Source organism: Limnobacter thiooxidans (assembly GCF_036323495.1).
In the GTDB taxonomy this organism is placed as follows: domain Bacteria; phylum Pseudomonadota; class Gammaproteobacteria; order Burkholderiales; family Burkholderiaceae_B; genus Limnobacter; species Limnobacter thiooxidans.
The window spans coordinates 2,632,842-2,650,473 of the sequence record NZ_AP028947.1 but is presented as its reverse complement, the minus strand read 5'-3'; the positions used below and the strand labels follow the sequence as shown (position 1 = coordinate 2,650,473).

General features: G+C 52.7%; 15 protein-coding genes and 3 tRNA genes. 14 read left to right on the top strand and 4 right to left on the bottom strand.

Annotation, left to right across the window (positions count from 1 at the left end; translation table 11 throughout):
* The first annotated feature begins 55 nt into the window (after positions 1-55).
* The 3 genes from carB (at position 56) to RGQ30_RS12030 (ending at position 4,358) form a co-directional block, all read left to right on the top strand.
* The gene (gene carB, locus RGQ30_RS12040) at positions 56-3,286 is read left to right on the top strand and encodes a carbamoyl-phosphate synthase large subunit (protein WP_130557988.1); all 3,231 of its coding nucleotides are present in this window, start codon (positions 56-58) and stop codon (positions 3,284-3,286) included.
* 83 nt (positions 3,287-3,369) lie between these two features.
* The gene (gene greA / locus RGQ30_RS12035; RefSeq protein ID WP_130557989.1) at positions 3,370-3,846 is read left to right on the top strand and encodes a transcription elongation factor GreA; all 477 of its coding nucleotides are present in this window, start codon (positions 3,370-3,372) and stop codon (positions 3,844-3,846) included.
* Positions 3,847-3,875: 29 nt separating this feature from the next.
* Entirely contained in the window at positions 3,876-4,358 is a 483-nt protein-coding gene (locus RGQ30_RS12030; protein WP_130557990.1) for a DUF4149 domain-containing protein, read from the top strand.
* Here the strand turns inward: RGQ30_RS12030 and yhbY are convergent, their stop codons facing one another.
* Positions 4,359-4,730 carry a ribosome assembly RNA-binding protein YhbY gene (yhbY, locus tag RGQ30_RS12025; RefSeq protein ID WP_130557991.1) on the bottom strand — a complete coding sequence of 124 codons (372 nt, stop codon included), beginning with the start codon at positions 4,728-4,730 and terminating at the stop codon, positions 4,359-4,361.
* Between the two features lie 28 nt (positions 4,731-4,758).
* Between yhbY and RGQ30_RS12020 the strand changes: the two genes are divergently transcribed.
* The 10 genes from RGQ30_RS12020 to RGQ30_RS11975 all read left to right on the top strand — a co-directional run bounded on the left by RGQ30_RS12020 (position 4,759) and on the right by RGQ30_RS11975 (position 13,798).
* Positions 4,759-5,394, top strand: coding sequence for an RlmE family RNA methyltransferase (locus RGQ30_RS12020; RefSeq protein WP_130557992.1), 636 nt, complete (start codon positions 4,759-4,761; stop codon positions 5,392-5,394).
* Positions 5,395-5,543: 149 nt separating this feature from the next.
* On the top strand, positions 5,544-7,466 hold the full coding sequence (ftsH, locus tag RGQ30_RS12015; RefSeq protein ID WP_298216485.1) for an ATP-dependent zinc metalloprotease FtsH: 1,923 nt from the start codon (positions 5,544-5,546) through the stop codon (positions 7,464-7,466).
* A 909-nt stretch (positions 7,467-8,375) separates the two neighbouring features.
* Complete coding sequence (gene folP / locus RGQ30_RS12010; protein ID WP_130555694.1) at positions 8,376-9,215, top strand: dihydropteroate synthase; 840 nt, start codon at positions 8,376-8,378, stop codon at positions 9,213-9,215.
* Complete coding sequence (locus RGQ30_RS12005) at positions 9,212-10,168, top strand: GlcNAc-transferase family protein (RefSeq protein WP_130555695.1); 957 nt, start codon at positions 9,212-9,214, stop codon at positions 10,166-10,168. Before folP ends, RGQ30_RS12005 begins: the two co-directional genes overlap by 4 nt.
* Positions 10,169-10,250: 82 nt before the next feature.
* Positions 10,251-11,597 carry a phosphoglucosamine mutase gene (gene glmM / locus RGQ30_RS12000; RefSeq protein ID WP_130555696.1) on the top strand — a complete coding sequence of 449 codons (1,347 nt, stop codon included), beginning with the start codon at positions 10,251-10,253 and terminating at the stop codon, positions 11,595-11,597.
* A 57-nt stretch (positions 11,598-11,654) separates the two neighbouring features.
* Positions 11,655-11,731 (top strand) — tRNA-Pro (locus RGQ30_RS11995).
* A 77-nt stretch (positions 11,732-11,808) separates the two neighbouring features.
* Positions 11,809-11,885, top strand: a tRNA-Arg gene (locus RGQ30_RS11990).
* A gap of 25 nt (positions 11,886-11,910) precedes the next feature.
* Positions 11,911-11,986 (top strand) — tRNA-His (locus RGQ30_RS11985).
* 508 nt (positions 11,987-12,494) lie between these two features.
* Positions 12,495-13,199: a hypothetical protein gene (locus RGQ30_RS11980; RefSeq protein ID WP_130555697.1), complete on the top strand. Its 705-nt coding sequence runs from the start codon at positions 12,495-12,497 to the stop codon at positions 13,197-13,199.
* A gap of 20 nt (positions 13,200-13,219) precedes the next feature.
* On the top strand, positions 13,220-13,798 hold the full coding sequence (locus RGQ30_RS11975; RefSeq protein ID WP_130555698.1) for a hypothetical protein: 579 nt from the start codon (positions 13,220-13,222) through the stop codon (positions 13,796-13,798).
* Between the two features lie 21 nt (positions 13,799-13,819).
* On the opposite strand, the gene RGQ30_RS11970 is transcribed toward RGQ30_RS11975, so the two are convergent.
* From RGQ30_RS11970 to RGQ30_RS11960, 3 genes are all read right to left on the bottom strand, one after another.
* Positions 13,820-15,937, bottom strand: coding sequence for a TonB-dependent receptor family protein (locus tag RGQ30_RS11970; protein ID WP_130555699.1), 2,118 nt, complete (start codon positions 15,935-15,937; stop codon positions 13,820-13,822).
* Between the two features lie 157 nt (positions 15,938-16,094).
* On the bottom strand, positions 16,095-16,397 hold the full coding sequence (locus RGQ30_RS11965; RefSeq protein WP_130555700.1) for a response regulator transcription factor: 303 nt from the start codon (positions 16,395-16,397) through the stop codon (positions 16,095-16,097).
* A gap of 1 nt (position 16,398) precedes the next feature.
* On the bottom strand, positions 16,399-16,866 hold the full coding sequence (locus RGQ30_RS11960) for a hypothetical protein (RefSeq protein WP_130555701.1): 468 nt from the start codon (positions 16,864-16,866) through the stop codon (positions 16,399-16,401).
* A 146-nt stretch (positions 16,867-17,012) separates the two neighbouring features.
* Here RGQ30_RS11960 and RGQ30_RS11955 point away from each other — a divergent pair, with 146 nt between their 5' ends.
* Entirely contained in the window at positions 17,013-17,621 is a 609-nt protein-coding gene (locus RGQ30_RS11955) for a QsdR family transcriptional regulator (RefSeq protein WP_130555702.1), read from the top strand.
* Positions 17,622-17,632 lie beyond the last annotated feature (11 nt).

Here is a 17,632-nt window from a genome sequence, read left to right as displayed (position 1 = left end):
TTCTTGTGCACACCTGTTTGAACCGTATTGATATCTTTAAAATTAAAGGGAAGTTATGCCAAAGCGTAACGATCTAAAAACAATCCTGATCATCGGTGCCGGCCCAATCGTGATTGGCCAGGCCTGCGAATTCGACTACTCAGGTGCCCAAGCCTGTAAAGCGCTTCGCGAAGAAGGTTACAAAGTGGTGCTGGTCAACAGCAACCCGGCCACTATCATGACCGACCCGGAAATGGCCGATGTCACCTACATCGAACCCATCACCTGGCAGGTTGTTGAGCGCATTATCGAAAAAGAGCGCCCCGATGCCGTATTGCCCACCATGGGTGGTCAAACCGCGCTGAACTGCGCGCTTGACCTGGCCAAGCACGGCGTGCTGGCCAAGTACAACGTGGAATTGATTGGCGCGAAAGAAGAAGCCATCGAGAAGGCCGAGGACCGCTTGAAGTTCAAGAATGCCATGACCAGCATTGGTCTGGATTCCGCGAAAAGTGGTGTGGCCCACTCCATGGAAGAAGCCCTTGAGGTACAAGCCAGTATTGCCAAGCAGGTTGGCAGCAACGGCTTCCCGGTCATTATTCGCCCAAGCTTCACACTGGGTGGCACGGGCGGTGGCATTGCTTATAACGCGGAAGAATTCGAAACAATTTGCCGCCGTGGTCTGGAAGCATCGCCCACCAACGAGCTGCTGATTGAAGAAAGCCTGATTGGCTGGAAAGAATATGAAATGGAAGTGGTGCGCGACAGTGCAGACAACTGCATTATCGTGTGTTCCATTGAAAACCTGGACCCCATGGGCGTGCACACCGGCGACAGCATTACCGTCGCCCCCGCACAAACCCTGACCGACCGTGAATACCAGTTGATGCGCAATGCGTCCATCGCGATTCTGCGTGAAATTGGCGTAGACACCGGTGGTTCCAACGTTCAGTTCTCGATCAACCCGGCTAATGGCCGCATGATCGTGATTGAAATGAACCCGCGTGTGTCGCGTTCGTCTGCCTTGGCTTCCAAGGCAACCGGCTTCCCGATTGCCAAAGTGGCCGCCAAGCTGTCAGTTGGTTACACACTGGATGAACTGAAGAACGACATCACTGGTGGCTTGACCCCAGCGTCGTTCGAGCCTTCAATCGACTACGTGGTCACCAAGATTCCACGTTTCGCATTCGAGAAATTCCCGACTGCAGACGACCGCCTGACCACACAGATGAAGAGTGTGGGCGAAGTGATGGCCATGGGCCGCACTTTCCAGGAAAGCTTCCAGAAAGCCCTGCGCGGCCTGGAAGTGGGCGTGGATGGCTTGAACCAGAAAACAACCGACCGTGAAGTGATTGAGCGTGAGCTCGGCGAACCCGGCCCGGAACGTATTTTCTACGTGGGCGACGCGTTTGCCCAAGGCTTCAGTCTGGAAGAAGTGCACCAGCTGACCAAGATTGACCGCTGGTTCCTGATTCAGATTCAAGACATCGTCGACACCGAACTGGAACTGGAAACCAAGACACTGGCCGACCTGACTGAACCCGTGCTGCGTTTGCTCAAGCGCAAGGGTTTCTCAGACCGCCGCCTGGCTTACCTGTTGGACACGTCCGAAGCTGAAATTCGCAAGCTGCGCCACCACCACAATGTTCGCCCCGTGTACAAGCGTGTGGACACCTGTGCTGCGGAATTCAAAACCGGCACGGCGTACATGTATTCCACCTATGAAGAGGAATGCGAAGCTGCGCCCACTGACAAGAAAAAGATCATGGTATTGGGCGGTGGCCCAAACCGCATTGGACAGGGCATCGAGTTCGACTACTGCTGCGTGCATGCGGCCATGGCGCTGCGTGAAGACGGCTATGAAACCATTATGGTCAACTGCAACCCGGAAACTGTGTCCACCGACTACGACACATCCGACCGCTTGTATTTCGAGCCATTGACGCTTGAAGACGTGCTGGAAATTGTGGCCATTGAAAAGCCGGTAGGCGTGATTGTTCAGTACGGTGGCCAAACGCCCCTGAAGCTGGCCAAGTCACTGGAAGCCAATGGCGTGCCGATTATTGGTACCAGCCCTGAAAGCATTGACATTGCCGAAGACCGCGAGCGTTTCCAGAAACTGCTGACCAAGCTGAACCTGCGCCAGCCGCCAAACCGCACTGCACGCACTGAAGCGGAAGCCATTTCACACGCCCAGGAAATTGGTTACCCCTTGGTGGTTCGCCCCAGTTACGTATTGGGTGGCCGTGCCATGGAAATCGTGCACGAGCAGAAAGACCTTGAGCGTTACATGCGCGAAGCGGTCAAAGTCAGCAACGACAGCCCGGTACTGCTCGACCGTTTCCTGAACGACGCAATTGAAGTGGACGTGGACGCCCTGTGCGATGGCCACACCGTGATGATCGGCGGCGTGATGGAACACATCGAGCAAGCCGGCGTACACAGCGGCGACTCTGCTTGCTGTTTGCCACCCTATAGCCTGTCGGCTGAAATGGTGAATGAGTTGAAGCGCCAGTCGGAAGTGATGGCCAAGGCCTTGAACGTGGTCGGCTTGATGAACGTGCAGTTTGCGATTCAAAACGACAATGTGTTCGTGCTGGAAGTGAACCCACGTGCCTCACGCACCGTGCCTTACGTATCCAAGGCCACCGGTTTGCAGCTGGCAAAAATTGCTGCGCGCTGCATGGCAGGCCAGACTTTCGCTTCGCAAGGTGTGAAGGGCGAAGTGGTGCCCAAGTACTTCTCGGTGAAAGAGGCGGTGTTCCCGTTCGTGAAGTTCCCGGGCGTTGACACCATTCTTGGCCCTGAGATGAAGTCCACAGGTGAAGTCATGGGCGTGGGCCGTACTTTCGGCGAAGCGTTTGTGAAGTCGCAGTTGGCTGCATCGGTCAAGTTGCCCGAAGGCGGCACCGCGTTCATCAGCGTGAAGACCGAAGACAAGAAACACACGGTGAAACTGGCCAAGGGCCTGGTTGAGCTGGGCTTCAAGATTATTGCAACCAAGGGCACGGCAGCAGCAATTGCGGCTGGCGGCATTGAATGCACGGTGGTGAACAAAGTGCTTGAGGGCCGCCCGAACATTGTCGACATGTTGAAAAACGGCGAAGTGCAGCTGGTGGTGAACACGGTGGAAGAACGCCGCAGTGCCATCAACGACAGCCGGTACATTCGAACCACGTCGCTGAGTTCTCGTGTTACGATCTTTACAACAATGGCAGGTGCACTGGCTTCAGTCGAGGGCATGAAACACCTCGGAGCAATGGACGTTTACAGCGTTCAAAGCCTGCATGCGGAACTCTCCGCTTAATCTGCCTGTCTGAACCTTATTAAGCCGTCTTGTAGCAATGTCTGCTATCAGGCGGCTTTCCATTTGCAGGAACAATTGAATTTATGGCCACTATCCCATTGACCGTTAAAGGTGCTGAAAAGCTGAAGCAGGAATTGCACCGCTTGAAAACCGTGGATCGTCCACAGGTCATCAACGCAATTTCTGAAGCCCGTGCACAGGGCGACCTGTCCGAAAACGCGGAATACGATGCTGCTAAGGAAAAGCAGGGCTTTATCGAAGGGCGCATCAAGGAAATTGAAGGCAAGATGAGCAATGCCCAGATCATCGACCCCACGAATGTGGACGCTGAAGGCCGTGTGGTGTTTGGTGCGACAGTGAAAATGCAAGACATTGAAGCCGGTACCACTGTGGAATATCAAATTGTTGGCGACGACGAAGCAGACATCAAATCGGGTCTGATTTCCATTTCCAGCCCCACAGCCCGCGCGCTGATTGGCAAATACGAGGGCGATGTGGCCCACGTGCAGGCACCTGGTGGTTTGCGTGAATACGAAGTACTTGAAGTGAAGTACATTTGATGTTGAATCAATAAAGGAGTGCACGAACAATGACTTGGCGTGGTTTTCGGAGTGCGGAACTGGTGTTCTGGGCCATATGGCTCGGTGCTTTGTGGTTCATGGCCATTCTGGTTGCGCCAGGCTTGTTCAAGTGGCTACCCCGCCCGGAAGCCGGTTTGGTGGCAGGTCGGCTGTTTTACATGCTGACCTTGTATTCCCTGGTGACCAGCGGGGTATTGCTGGCGCTGTCGAATTTCGCAGGTGAATTTCGGGCTGGCCTGAAGGTGAATATACTGATGGCCGTGATCCTGGTTGTCAGTGTGTTCGAGCTGGCCTGGCTTCAGCCCCACATGGAAAGCTTGCGGGCTGCCATGGCCGGGCTTGAGGGTGATGCCCTGGCAACCTTGCGCAGCCAGTTCGGAAACATGCATGCCGCATCGAGCGTACTGTATTCCATCAAGATGATTGGTGCGCTGGTGTGGGGTTTAAGCCGGTTTGGTGTCAAACCGGCTGCAGTGTCAACCGGGGTGTAATCAATCTTTGGAGGCGAACTGGCGCTTGGTCTGGCGCGGTCCCTTGGGTCTTGGTCGGCTTTTTGCCTTGGCTTTCTCGGTGTCTTCAGCCTTAGGGCGGAACAGCACCAACAGTTTGCCAATGTGTTGAACCAGTGCCGCACCAGTTTCAGTGCAAATGGTTTGTGCATACTCAAGGCGCGCCTCGCGGTCGTCGCCGGCTACACGAACCTTGATCAGCCCGTGGGCATTCAGGTTCATGTCAATTTCCTTGACAACATTGGGTGTCAAACCCTTGTCGCCAATCAGAACCACCGGATCCAACGCATGGGCCTGGGCTTTGAGGGCCTTTTTTTCGGCAGGTGTCAGGGTTACAGCAATGGTGTCCGTCATATTAATTTTTCACTCGGTTGGGTAATCGGTGGCTAAAAAGAAGAAACTCAATAAAAACTGGTTGCATGATCACATCAACGACCCTTACGTGAAAATGGCCACGAATGCGGGTTACCGCGCCCGTGCTGCCTTCAAACTGAAGGAAATTGCCGAGCCGGAAGGGTTGTTGAAGCCGGGCATCAAGGTGGTCGACCTGGGCAGTGCGCCAGGTAGCTGGTCGCAGGTGCTTCGGGAAGCCTTGGTAGGGCCGGGTGGCGTCATCAATGGCCGTATTATCGCACTGGATCTGCTTCCAATGGAACCTATTGCGGGTGTTGAATTCATTCAAGGGGATTTTCGCGACGATGCGGTACTTGAAGACCTGAATCAGCGCCTGGGTGGCGAAAAGCTGGATTTGGTGGTTTCCGACATGGCACCTAACCTTTCCGGGGTAGCTGCGGCCGATTCGGCTCGGATTGAGCATGTCTGTGAACTGGCCATCGAGTTTGCCTTGAACCACCTAAAGCCCAATGGCGCGTTGATCGTGAAGATTTTTCACGGGTCTTCCTACAGCAATGTGGTGCACCAGATGAAACAAGTGTTTAAAAGTGTTTCACCGCGCAAACCAAAGGCCTCAAGGGACCGTTCGCGTGAAACCTTTTTGCTTTGCAAGGGTCTTAAATAGGTTATCAGCAGCAAATTTACCCGGGAATTGGTATTGTTAATCCCCATCATGAATTAGTGTGATGGCGCAATTCAACGGCTTGGGTTTAAAATGGACAACCTGCCCCCATTTCCATAGGGTGTGGTCAGAGTCCTCGAGGAGAAGTGGCATTGAATAATTCGTTTTCAAAAGCAGCAGTGTGGTTGGTTGTAGCGTTGGTGCTGTTCACGGTCTTCAAGCAGTTTGAAGGCCAGCAAACACGTTCTAACGAGATGACCTATTCCGAGTTCATGCAAGATGCGCAAAACGGGCGCATCAAGAGCGTGATCGTTGAGGGTCGCACGGTGCGTGCCTTGACAACCGATGACCGTGAGCGCGTGGTTTACTCGCCTGGCGACATCTGGATGGTCGGTGACTTGCTGAAATATGGCGTGCAGGTTCGCGCCAAGCCTGATGAAGAGCCATCGTTGTTGATGAGCCTGTTTGTCAGCTGGTTCCCCATGATCTTGCTGATTGGTGTGTGGATTTTCTTCATGCGTCAAATGCAGGGTGGCGGCAAAGGCGGTGCGTTCAGCTTCGGCAAAAGCCGCGCCAAGCTGCTGGATGAGAGCACCAACCCGGTGACTTTCGCTGATGTGGCTGGTTGCGATGAAGCCAAAGAAGATGTACAGGAGATGGTGGACTTCCTGAAAGATCCATCAAGATTTCAGAAACTGGGCGGCCGCATTCCCCGTGGCGTGCTGATGGTGGGTTCACCTGGAACAGGTAAAACCCTGTTGGCCAAGGCTATTGCGGGTGAAGCCAAGGTGCCGTTCTTCGCAATTTCCGGTTCCGATTTCGTGGAAATGTTCGTGGGTGTGGGCGCTGCCCGTGTTCGTGACATGTTTGAACAAGCCAAAAAGCAGGCCCCCTGCATTATTTTCATTGATGAAATTGATGCGGTGGGTCGCCAGCGTGGTGCCGGTTTGGGCGGTGGTAACGACGAACGCGAACAGACATTGAACCAGATGCTGGTCGAGATGGACGGTTTTTCGACTGACCAGGCCATTATCGTGATTGCGGCTACAAACCGCCCTGACGTGCTGGATCCAGCCTTGCTGCGCCCAGGTCGTTTTGACCGCCAGGTGGTGGTCAGCCTGCCCGATATCCGCGGCCGTGAGCAGATCCTGAAAGTGCACATGCGCAAAATTCCGATGTCCCCTGATGTGAATGCATCTGTGTTGGCCCGTGGCTGCCCTGGTTTCTCCGGTGCTGACTTGGCCAATTTGGTGAACGAAGCGGCCCTGTTTGCTGCACGCCGCAACGGCCGTGTAGTGGAAATGAACGACTTCGAAAAAGCCAAAGACAAGATCATGATGGGCGCAGAACGCCGCAGCATGGTGATGCCTGAAGAGGAACGCCGCAACACGGCATACCATGAATCTGGCCATGCGATTGTGGCCAAGTTGATGAGCAAGACCGACCCAGTGCACAAGGTTACGATTATTCCGCGCGGACGTGCCTTGGGTGTAACCATGCAGTTGCCGGAAGGTGACCGCTACAGCATGGACAAGGAACGCATGCTGTGTACCATTGCCGTGCTGTTTGGTGGCCGCATTGCCGAAGAAATTTTCATGAACCAGATGACCACTGGTGCATCGAATGACTTCGAACGTGCCACAGCCATTGCCCGTGACATGGTGACGCGTTACGGCATGACCGAAGCTTTGGGTCCGGTCGTATATGCTGAAAACGAAGGTGAGGTGTTCCTGGGCCGTTCAGTGACCAAGACCACGCACATGTCTGAACGCACCATGCAGATGGTGGACGCAGAGATCCGCAAGATTATTGATTCCCAGTACAAAGTGGCCTGGGACATTCTTGACCAGAACCGTGACAAGGTTCACCTGATGGCCAAGACCTTGCTGGAATGGGAAACCATTGATGCAGACCAGATCAACGACATCATGGACGGCAACAACCCACGTCCACCCTCTTCAGGTGGCAGCAGTACGCCCCCGACAGGTGGAAGCCCAAGCTCCAGCGGTGGTGGTGAGAAGGTGGTGCCTGCTGCACAGCCCGCACCTGCTGCGATGAGCGTGAAGGCTGACTAAGCCTTTGTGATTGCTGTTTGATTTGAAAAACCGCTGGTTTCGACCGGCGGTTTTTTTTAGCGAGCCTCTTTCGGTGTTCGTTGCTGCTCATCTTGCCTTGGACAAGGCTTGTTTCCCGTCTTGTTGATTCTGGCTTGGGGCATGCGAGACGCAATGGCGTCCTCGCATCGATTGCTAGCGCAATCGCCCCTCGCTGCGAATCAGCCGGGAAGCCTTGCCCTGAATCGGCAAGATAATGCAGCAAACGAACACCTCACAGGCTGCGAACTTGCGCCGGAGAAAGGGCTGGCGATTCAATGAACGCCGCAGACCGCAGACCGCAGACCGCAGACCGTAGACCGCAGATCGTCGGCAGGCGGTCGAGGGGTCGCAGCCAGCTCTGTTAGCAGGCGCAGCCCCCTCAAGTTTGCGAAGGCAGCATTGCCCTCGCACCGCCATTCAGGAAAGCCTGCCCGTTTTGAATTCACACGCCACGTTCGGCTGCAAGCCAACACCGGGTTCGGCCATCCCTTTTGCCGAACCACGGTGAGTCAGTGTGAATTCAAAAAGGGAAATACAGGCTTTCCGGCGGAAGTGGGACTGCGCCTGAGCAAACGAAGAGGGCATCCGCCTGAGCAAACGAAGAGGGCATCCGCCTGAGCAAACGAAGAGGGCATCCGCCTGAGCAAACGAAGAGGGCATCCGCCTGAGCAAACGAAGAGGGCATCCGCCTGAGCAAACGAAGAGGGCATCCGCCTGAGCAAACGAAGAGGGCATCGGCCTGAGCAAACGAAGAGGGCATCCGCCTGAGCAAACGAAGAGGGCATCGGCCTGAGCAAACGAAGAGGGCATCCGCCTGAGCAAACGAAGAGGGCATCCGCTTGGGTAAAAGAAGTAAAATGACCGTTCACATTCAACGTAAGGCACTGCATGAGCCGAATCTGGAAAGCTGGGCGATTTGAACTTGAATTGACGCAGGGCAAGCCGCTGATCATGGGTATTGTGAATGTCACGCCAGATTCGTTTTCGGATGGTGGCAAATTCTTTCACACCTTAAAGGCAATTGATCATGCCCGCCAACTGCTTGAATCAGGTGCGAATATTCTGGATGTCGGTGGAGAATCAACAAGGCCAGGTGCCGCCGGGGTGGACGTTGATGAAGAATGGGTCCGCGTTTCCGATGTGCTGCGTGAACTGATCAGCTGGAATGTGCCCGTGTCGATCGACACGATGAAGGCCACCGTGATGGCTCGGGCCGTTGATCTGGGTGCAGATATCCTGAACGATGTGAACGGGTTTCGGGACGAAGGGGCAGAGCAGGTGTTGACCCAATCTGCTGCAGGTGCTGTGGTGATGCACATGAAAGGCGAGCCACGCACCATGCAGGATTCACCGGTCTACACCCATGTAGTGGATGAGGTAGCTGACTTTCTGAAATTCAGAATAGCTGATCTTGAACAACTGGGCGTTGCTGCAAACCGTATTTTGGTGGATCCCGGTTTTGGTTTCGGAAAAACCTTGCAGCACAACATTGATTTACTGCGGGCCACTGAACAGTTTTCCGCCCTCGGGGCAGGGGTGTTGGTCGGTGTGTCGCGCAAGCGGATGATCGCCGATTTGACCGGGCAAACTGACCCGGCAGCGCGTGTGTCCGGCTCTGTGGCGGCTGCTATATATGCCGCGCAACAGGGGGCTGCGGTTGTGCGCGTTCATGATGTGCGCGAAACTGCTGACGCTTTGAAAGTGTGGTCGGCGCTAACCTTGTCATGACTCATCTCAAGGCAATTCAGCGTCCCTCTATTTTCGTCAGCGTGGCTGCATTTTGTGAGCCGCATTTGCAGTGGACCGTGGAGCAGTTGTTTTCCAAGGCAGCGTACCCTGAGCGCATTTTTGTAGGTTTGGTGGATCAGTCCGATGAATTGAATCCCGTCTGGTTGGACAAGCTTTCAACAAGAAAGCAGATCAATTATGTTGGCCTGTCTCCAGTCGACTCCAAGGGCGTCAGTTGGGCACGCTCAATCGCTTTCTCGCTGTACAACGATCAGGATTACTTGCTACAAATTGATTCACACACCCTGTTTGACGAAGCTTGGGATGAGTCGTTGGTTGGTCAACTTGAGCATTTAAAGAATTCGCACGCCAAGCCTTTGATCAGCACCTACCCACCAGGATTCAAGTTTGATTCACAGGGTAGGGCTGTTGCAGATGAGCCCGCCAAATCAGACGAGATTTTCCGGATTGACCGCGATCCGGGCAGTGAATTGACTGCACAGCGCGCTGTATTGCGGTTTCGTGTGTTCAAGGAAAACAGCGAACTTGATCATTTGCCGGGCTGTCATGTTGCGGCAGGTTTCATGTTTACCTTGGGGCGGTTTGTCATGGATGTGCCTTACGACCCCTATCTTTATTTTCGCGGTGAAGAGCAAAGTTTGTCTTTGCGCGCGCATGCAAAAGGTTATCAGGTGTTTCATCCAAAACACCGGCTTATTCCCTTGTATCACTTGTACCAGCCTGTTGGCCAACAGCATGCAGGGCAGCACTGGCGCCCTGACCTAGAAGCAAAAAGACAATCTGAATTTGGTTGGTTGCAGCAGCGTTCCAATGAGCGAATTCAGGCCTTGTATTCGCCAGGTTCTGACCTAGGGGTTTATGGGCTGGACAGCCCGGAACATCTGGAGAGTTTTTGTCGCTTGAGCAAGATTGATTACTTGGGTCGCACTTGATTACAGATTTGCCGCTTCACTGTGTGTGCTTGCCGTAAAATCTCCCCGATACACAATTCACCCTAAACAAAGACGATTCGCCATGAGCAGACAATATTTTGGTACAGACGGTATTCGCGGCACAGTGGGCCAGTCCCCGATGGTTCCTGATTTTGTTTTGCGCTTGGGGCAGGCTGCCGGCACGGTGCTGGGCAAGTACGAAACCGATGGCCGTCGGCCCCGAGTTTTGATTGGCAAGGACACCCGCGTCAGCGGCTACTTGCTGGAGTCTTGCCTTGAGGCGGGTTTCACATCCGTTGGTGTGGATGTGGTCATGGTGGGACCCATGCCCACAGCAGGTGTGGCGTATTTGGCGCGTGCCTTGAACATGTCGGCCGGCGTGGTGATCAGTGCTTCGCACAACCCCTACCAGGACAACGGAATCAAGTTTTTTTCAGGCGAAGGCACCAAGCTGCCCGACGCCTGGGAAATGGAAATTGAAGCGCAGTTGGCCTTGGATGCACCTTGCAAGTCTTCAGAAGAGCTTGGAAAAGCGAAGCGTTTGAATGATGCGGCGGGCCGCTACATCGAGTTTTGCAAGGGTACTTTTCCGCGCGACAAGCACTTGCGTGGTCTGAAAATTGTGGTGGATTGCGCCAACGGTGCGGCCTATCAAATTGCGCCAGCCGTTTTCCGTGAACTGGGTGCAGACGTGGTGGTGCTGGCGGACCAGCCGGATGGTTTGAACATCAACCGGGGCGTGGGTGCCACCTATCCCGACTTCGTTGCCAAAGCGGTGCTGGAACACAGGGCCGATTACGGTTTCGCGCTGGACGGCGATGCAGACAGGTTGATCTGCGTGGACGGCACGGGGCGTGTCTACAACGGTGACGAACTTCTTTTCGCGCTGGTGGCCGAGCGTTTGCACATGCAGGGCAAGGTCGACGGGGTAGTGGGCACCTTGATGACCAATTTGGGCCTTGAGTTAACACTGGGCAAGCTGGGTGTGCCGTTTGAACGCGCCAAGGTCGGTGACCGCTACGTGTTTGAGAAGTTGCAAGCCAATGGCTGGCAACTGGGCGGTGAGAGTTCTGGCCACTTGTTGGTATTGGATCGCCATTCCACTGGCGACGGCATTGTCAGCGCTTTGCAGGTGCTACGCGCCGTTCGCAATTTGGACAAGCCCTTGGGGGACATCTTGATGCCGGTTGCCATGTTGCCGCAGGTTCTGAAAAATGCGCGTTTGCCTGTGGGCTACGACTGGGCCAGTGACATCAAGGTGCAGGGTGTGTGTGAACAAGTAAGGGCTGATCTGGGTGCGAATGGCCGTTTGTTGATTCGCCCATCGGGTACGGAGCCTGTGTTGCGTGTGATGGTGGAAACTGCGGATCGGGATGTGGCGGATAAGTTGGTTGAGCGTATTCTTTTGGCTTTGCCAAAGATTGAGTAAAAGTGACAGAGGTGCTTGACGAAACCTTGTAATAGCCTTAAAATTCCGCTTCTTTGTCGGGGCATAGCGCAGTCTGGTAGCGCATCTGGTTTGGGACCAGAGGGTCGAGGGTTCGAATCCTTCTGCCCCGACCACCGAATTTTAAGGATGTTCTATCCTTGCCAAATGGGCGCTTTATACCCATTCCTGTGTTCGAGTTACAATGCAAATTCTGCCCGTAGCTCAGTTGGATAGAGCATCGGCCTTCTAAGCCGAGGGTCGGGGGTTCGAACCCCTCCGGGCAGGCCAATAATTTTAGTACCAGTTTACGGTGGCGGTGTTAGCTCAGTTGGTAGAGCAATGGATTGTGATTCCATGGGTCGTGGGTTCGAGCCCCATACATCGCCCCAAATAAAATCAAGGACTTAGCGTGAGTGATCCGCTAGGTCCTTTTTTTTATGGTGTTTTCTGGCCCAAAGTTTTGACAATGAAAAACCGGATCGAAATCGTGACGTGCGAAATGTATGATCGTCGACATATCTATTTTTTCAACCGCACACAAAGTAGATGTGTATTCCTTGGTCTCAACCCTTACAACTTCCCGACCAATTGCTCAAAATTCTGCCTGCATCTCAATTTGAAGGTAATTTGATGAATTGCACCGGTAAATCTTGTCCCAAAAATACCTACAAAATTGTATTGTTAATAATTATCGCGCTTAACAATTAACAATAAAGTTTAATAGTTATCCCGCTAACAGTGACTGAAAACAATACTTTCGCGATCATCAACGTGAAAAATTGTGTCAAATGATAAATAAATGTCAATTTTACTTAATCTTCTAGCAATACTCTCTATCGACCGTAGATGATCACACACCCATACTCCAGCCAAGTTTGAATTTACTCAGGTTGGAAGATGGCGCGTCGTTTTATACAAGTTTTGGGGTTGTTTGCACTCAGTTGTCTGGTTGCTGGATGCGATTCCGAGACTTCAATTTCTAACGTGCGTTTCGGATCACTTGAAGCATGGGGTCCAGTTCCTATCGAAGATCAGCTCAAGTATTGGGATTGTGCAAGCGTTGACTGGACGTTGGAGAACGAGTACCCGGACTTTACTGCGGTTACAGCGAAGTGCCACAGTGTGACCCGTACGGCCTTCAATGCAAAACTACGGACTTCAGTTTGTTTGAATTCTATTGAATACAAACACCACTGCCTCGACTTGTTCGATGTCGAGGAGGTAATTCAACTGAGATTTGCACTGCATTCCAGCGGCCGTGTTGTGCTGCTTGATGGCAACGAGCAAAGAATCAAAGACGGAAAAGTTCTGCACGATGCATATTTTCCATTGTCTTTCCTGGAGCACATTCGGGATGCCGGAGCCGGGCGATCCGAGTTGGCCTATTCAGTGCTTGAAAGCTTGGAGAAAGAGCCCCAAAAAGTGGACATGATCTGGAGTGATCTGATCATGAATTTCCCTCAGGCTCAAAATGTTCGCTACAAGCCTGAACATTTTGAAGTCGCGAATTTCATCAAAAAGAGGCTCAAGGAAGCGTATTCGCCAGAAGACATGGCGTATGGGGATACCAGTCACTTCAGTGGACTTGTGGCAACTCAGTAAATTTATAGGCAGATAGAAGAATGAATTTTTTTGGTAAATGTTTTTTAGGCGCGTTGACGATTTGTTTGCTCGGGCATTCAGCTGTTTCTGCTCAGAACAGGATTTCTCAAAACAATTTTGGTCAGCACAAAGAGCATGAACGTTTGGCGATCGAGAAAAAGAGGCTGGAACTTGAGGCGTTAACTCCAAAGAAGGTCGTTCCGTCCCACTCCGCTACTTTGCTCTTGAGTTCGAGCACTCAAATTCTGAATCAAACAACCTCCTGCTTGGACAAATCCAATGAGGTGATTTATTTCACGTCTGACGGCGCCTTTGAATACGCAATGAAAGACGCTGCAGACAAGAACTGGGATGCAATAGTTCAAGACTGTTGGGTGTTCGTGAAATTGACAGTGGCCAACAACACACTTCCAGATTCTGTCAGCGACAATTACTTCTACTACCGCAACATATCCAAACTGGAAACACTGGGTGTCCTTGACAAGTCAAATGTTCAGTATCAATTGCATGGAAGCAAGGAAGTTTTTAATCAGAAATTGGCTGACGTTACAGTGTCGGTAAGCGTATACAGGGCCAAAGACATCCACCGCTATCGATAGCCCCAATACACAAAACCCGGATTAAAAATCGTAGCGTACCCCAACCTGCAACAGCCTCGGCATTCCTACAATAATTCCACGTGTGCGGTCGGTGATGTAGGTTTTGTCGAACAGGTTTTTTGCACTCAAGAAACCTGTCGTGGCCTTGTCAAACTGATAATTCAAGCTCATGTTCCACACGGCTACGGCATCAATTTCACCCCGCTGTCCGTCTGGCGTGGGCGCTACGGTGTTGGCAAAATCTGAGAACTGCTGACCCACATACTGTGCTTCCAATTCACTACGCAGCTTGCCTTGCTGGTAGCCAAGTGCCGCGGTAAGCGTGTGCCTTGGCGCATAGGGTTGGCGGTTACCTTCTACGCCAACAAGCGCACCATTCGAAACATTCCGGAATGCCTCTGTCTGGTCTGCTGTGGGTAGCCAGGTGTAGGCCAGTCTTCCGAGAAAGCCCATGCCCAATTCACCGTTGGCGTTCACTTCAAGTCCTTCAAACAATGCTTTGCCTTGTGACAAGGGTGTACCGCCGCCAGCAATGGACCCCACTGCAATCAGGTTGCTGAAATCGGTGCGGAAATAAGCGCTTTGCAAGGTCCATGTCTCGCCAAGTTGGGTACGTACCCCCACCTCAAAGTTGGTGGATTGCTCTGCGTCAACTTCCGTGACGGTACCTGCGGTACCAATCAAATCCTCAACGCGTGGCGGTGCAAAACCTTCATGCAAGCTGGAGAATACCGTGAGGGTGGGTGAGGGGTTCCAGGTCACGCCAATACCCGGAGTGAACGCGCTGATTTGCGTTGCACCCTGGCTGCCATCAAGCTGGTTCAGGCGCTCCACATCAATTGATTCGTAGCGGGCAATCGGGGTAATGCTGAATTGATTGATGTCAAATCGATTGGATACGAAAGCTGAATAGGCTTGTGTGTTGCGCAGGTTGTTTTCGACCACAACCCCAGACCGGGCAGTGGGGCTGCTGCCATTGATTTGCCTGCGGTCTTGGTCTTCAAAGTGTGCTTTGACACCGGCTTGAAATTCGCCCGCACTGTGAGCAACAGTCAACCGTGGTTCAATGCCGTATGTCTCGTAGTAACGAAGACGCCCCTGGTTTGAGTTGCAGCTGTTCACATCAACAGCCTGACCTGCCAACCGTGCGTTGTTGAATGCGCCGCCGCATTGGGCATCCTGGCTGTTACTGGCCTGGCGCCACCAGTCGCGGTCGAACTGAAAGTAGTAAATGCTTGTGGTCAGCGTGGCGTTGTCGTTGAGCGAGAAATCGTGTGTGGCAGATGTGCCAATCCGCTCGATGTCAAATCGGTCATTTTCAAACGGATTGTATTGGCCGCCAAAACGTTCGAATTCCGCTTGGGTCAGTCCGGCGTAGGTGACTTGAGATCTTTCCTGATAGTAACTGGCGCGCAAGGTCAATGCGTTGCGCTCATCAATCGAAAACGCGTACTTCAGGTTGAGGTCATCCAGTTCATGGTTGGTGTTGTCACGTGCGCCTTGTCCTTGTTTTCGGACATAGTCCAGGTTGAAACCACCGCCACCCAACCCGATTCGTCCATTGAAGTAGTCCCTGTTTCCCAACGTACCTTGCAGACTGCCACCAAACTCCTGTCGTGGCGTGGGGGTGATGTAGTTGATGACACCACCAACAGTTTGCGGACCAAACAACAAGGCGCTCGACCCTTTGAGCACTTCAATGCGGCTGTAGCGGTCGATCATGGGGTGGTAGTAACTGGCATTGTCACCGTAGGGGGCATAGGACAAAGGCAAACCATCTTCGAGCAAAGTGACCTTTGTGGAGCGTGTGGGGTTCAAGCCGCGAATTGCGATGTTGGGTCGCAAACCAAAACCCTCTTCATCTCGCACAGTCACCCCAGGTACTTTGCGTAAAACCTCGTTCACTGTGAAGGCGCGTGAATTGTCCAGGTCTGTCTGCGAAATGATGTTTGCAGACCCGGGTAGTTTGATCAGATTTTCTTCACTGCCGATCACCTCTACTGTAGCGAGCGTTGATTCTGTCGAGTTGGCGTTGACGGCTTGGCTACACAGTGCCAAAGTTGCGGCTGCAAAAGCCAGTGCTGTGGGTTTGAACGGCGAGCGGGATCGGTGGCATTCAGAGGTACTGCGGGCGAACATGGGAGGACTCTCCAGAGAACAGTAGTGAAATGGCTTAAACGATGAGCCAAATACTAATTGATAGTGATTCTCACTACAATTCTCAAGGGGCTTGTTAATCTGGATTTAATGTACCGACAAATTTCGGGAATTCCTCAAGGCCCTGATTTCAGGTTGTCTATGCAGTGACGCTGTTACAAAGCTCGAACGCTTTGATCGCCAACTCGGTGTTGGACTTGGCTTTCAGCTTGACCATCATTCTTGCCCGAGTTGTGTCGACAGTTCTTGCAGAAACATTCAAGTGTTTGGCAATTTCGGATCGGCTGTGCCCTTGCAGCATTAGCAAGAGCACTTGGGTTTGCCGTGGTGACAGATGATGATTCAAAGCATCATTCAGCCTTTCAGAACTGTCGCTGTCGGTCAATCTCGACAGTTCTGAAACGGGGGAGGTCATCTGGAAGCTCACCTGAACCGTGTCCATTTCACAGCCCTACGATGTCCACAATGACACCTTCACGCGAGTCGATCAAAATCACGCTTTGCTCGATTCTGAATGCCACAGTGGTGCGAGGTTGATTGCGCATGCCAGGCGCAGACCTGGGGACTCTGGTGCCGGCCCGGTAAACGAATTGAGGCGCAGGAGCAGACACGTAAATTTCCTCTTCCCAATCCTCAGGTAACCTCTTGCGCGAACGTGAGCTGTAAGGCCCCATGTTGTTGCGGCAGTAGCCGCGCAGTTGACGGCGGTCTTCCGCGGTCAGTGCGTAAACTACATCGGATGCAATCTGGGTGCCAGCGCGAACACTATCCCTGGCAATTGAAAGGCCTGCATCCACCGAGTCGCGTGCAATGTCTAACGCAAAACCCACGGGTCCGGTGGCTTGTGCATTGACTGCAAAGAGCGAAACAACACCGCCAAGGAGAAGGGACAACACAGTTTTATTGTTCATGAGCAATTTCTAATAAATGCGACATAAGAAATATATGTTGCATTTCGGGCCTTGTAAATACCTTGAAAGTAAACAATTGCGACATATGCGAGAAATGTTGCTTATTTCGATGAATAGGTTTGGCGAGAATTCAGGTATAAAAACGCATGGGAACAACAATTGAAAAATCCATTGAGGCCATATTCCTCAGCCAGGTGCCGGAGCTTAGCCCGCGTGCCAGCCAGGTTGTGGATGCTGCTTGCCTGCAATTTGAAATGTGCCACCGCGTGGACCTTGTCGAGTTGGCGCAAATCTGCGAGGTGAATCGTGCCACCCTGTACCGGTGGTTTGGAAGTCGGGATGCTTTGCTGGCCGAAGTGTTGTGGCGTTTGTCGATGCGCATCATTTACTCGGTGGCCAAAGGCATACCGGGCACATCCTTGAGCGGTCTGATGTTGAGTATTCAGGGTTACCTGAAAATTGTCAGCACGCACAAGGGGCAAATTCATTTTGTAAAAAATGAACCCGAGGTGGCGGCGAGGGTTTTGTTCACTGGCGAATATTCAATACGAAATCGCCTGATCAATATTCTTCTGGTTTATTTGCCCCGGTACCGTGCTTTCAAGGAAGGTGATCCGCAGGTCAAAACCCTGGCTGTCGCCATTGTTCGCCTTGGGGAAACTTTTTTGTATGGTGACCGGTTGGGGGACACCGAGCCGCAACTGGAAGAATATTTCAAGATCATCGCCTTGTTGATGGCGAATGTCATGAATTGAGGTCATGTACT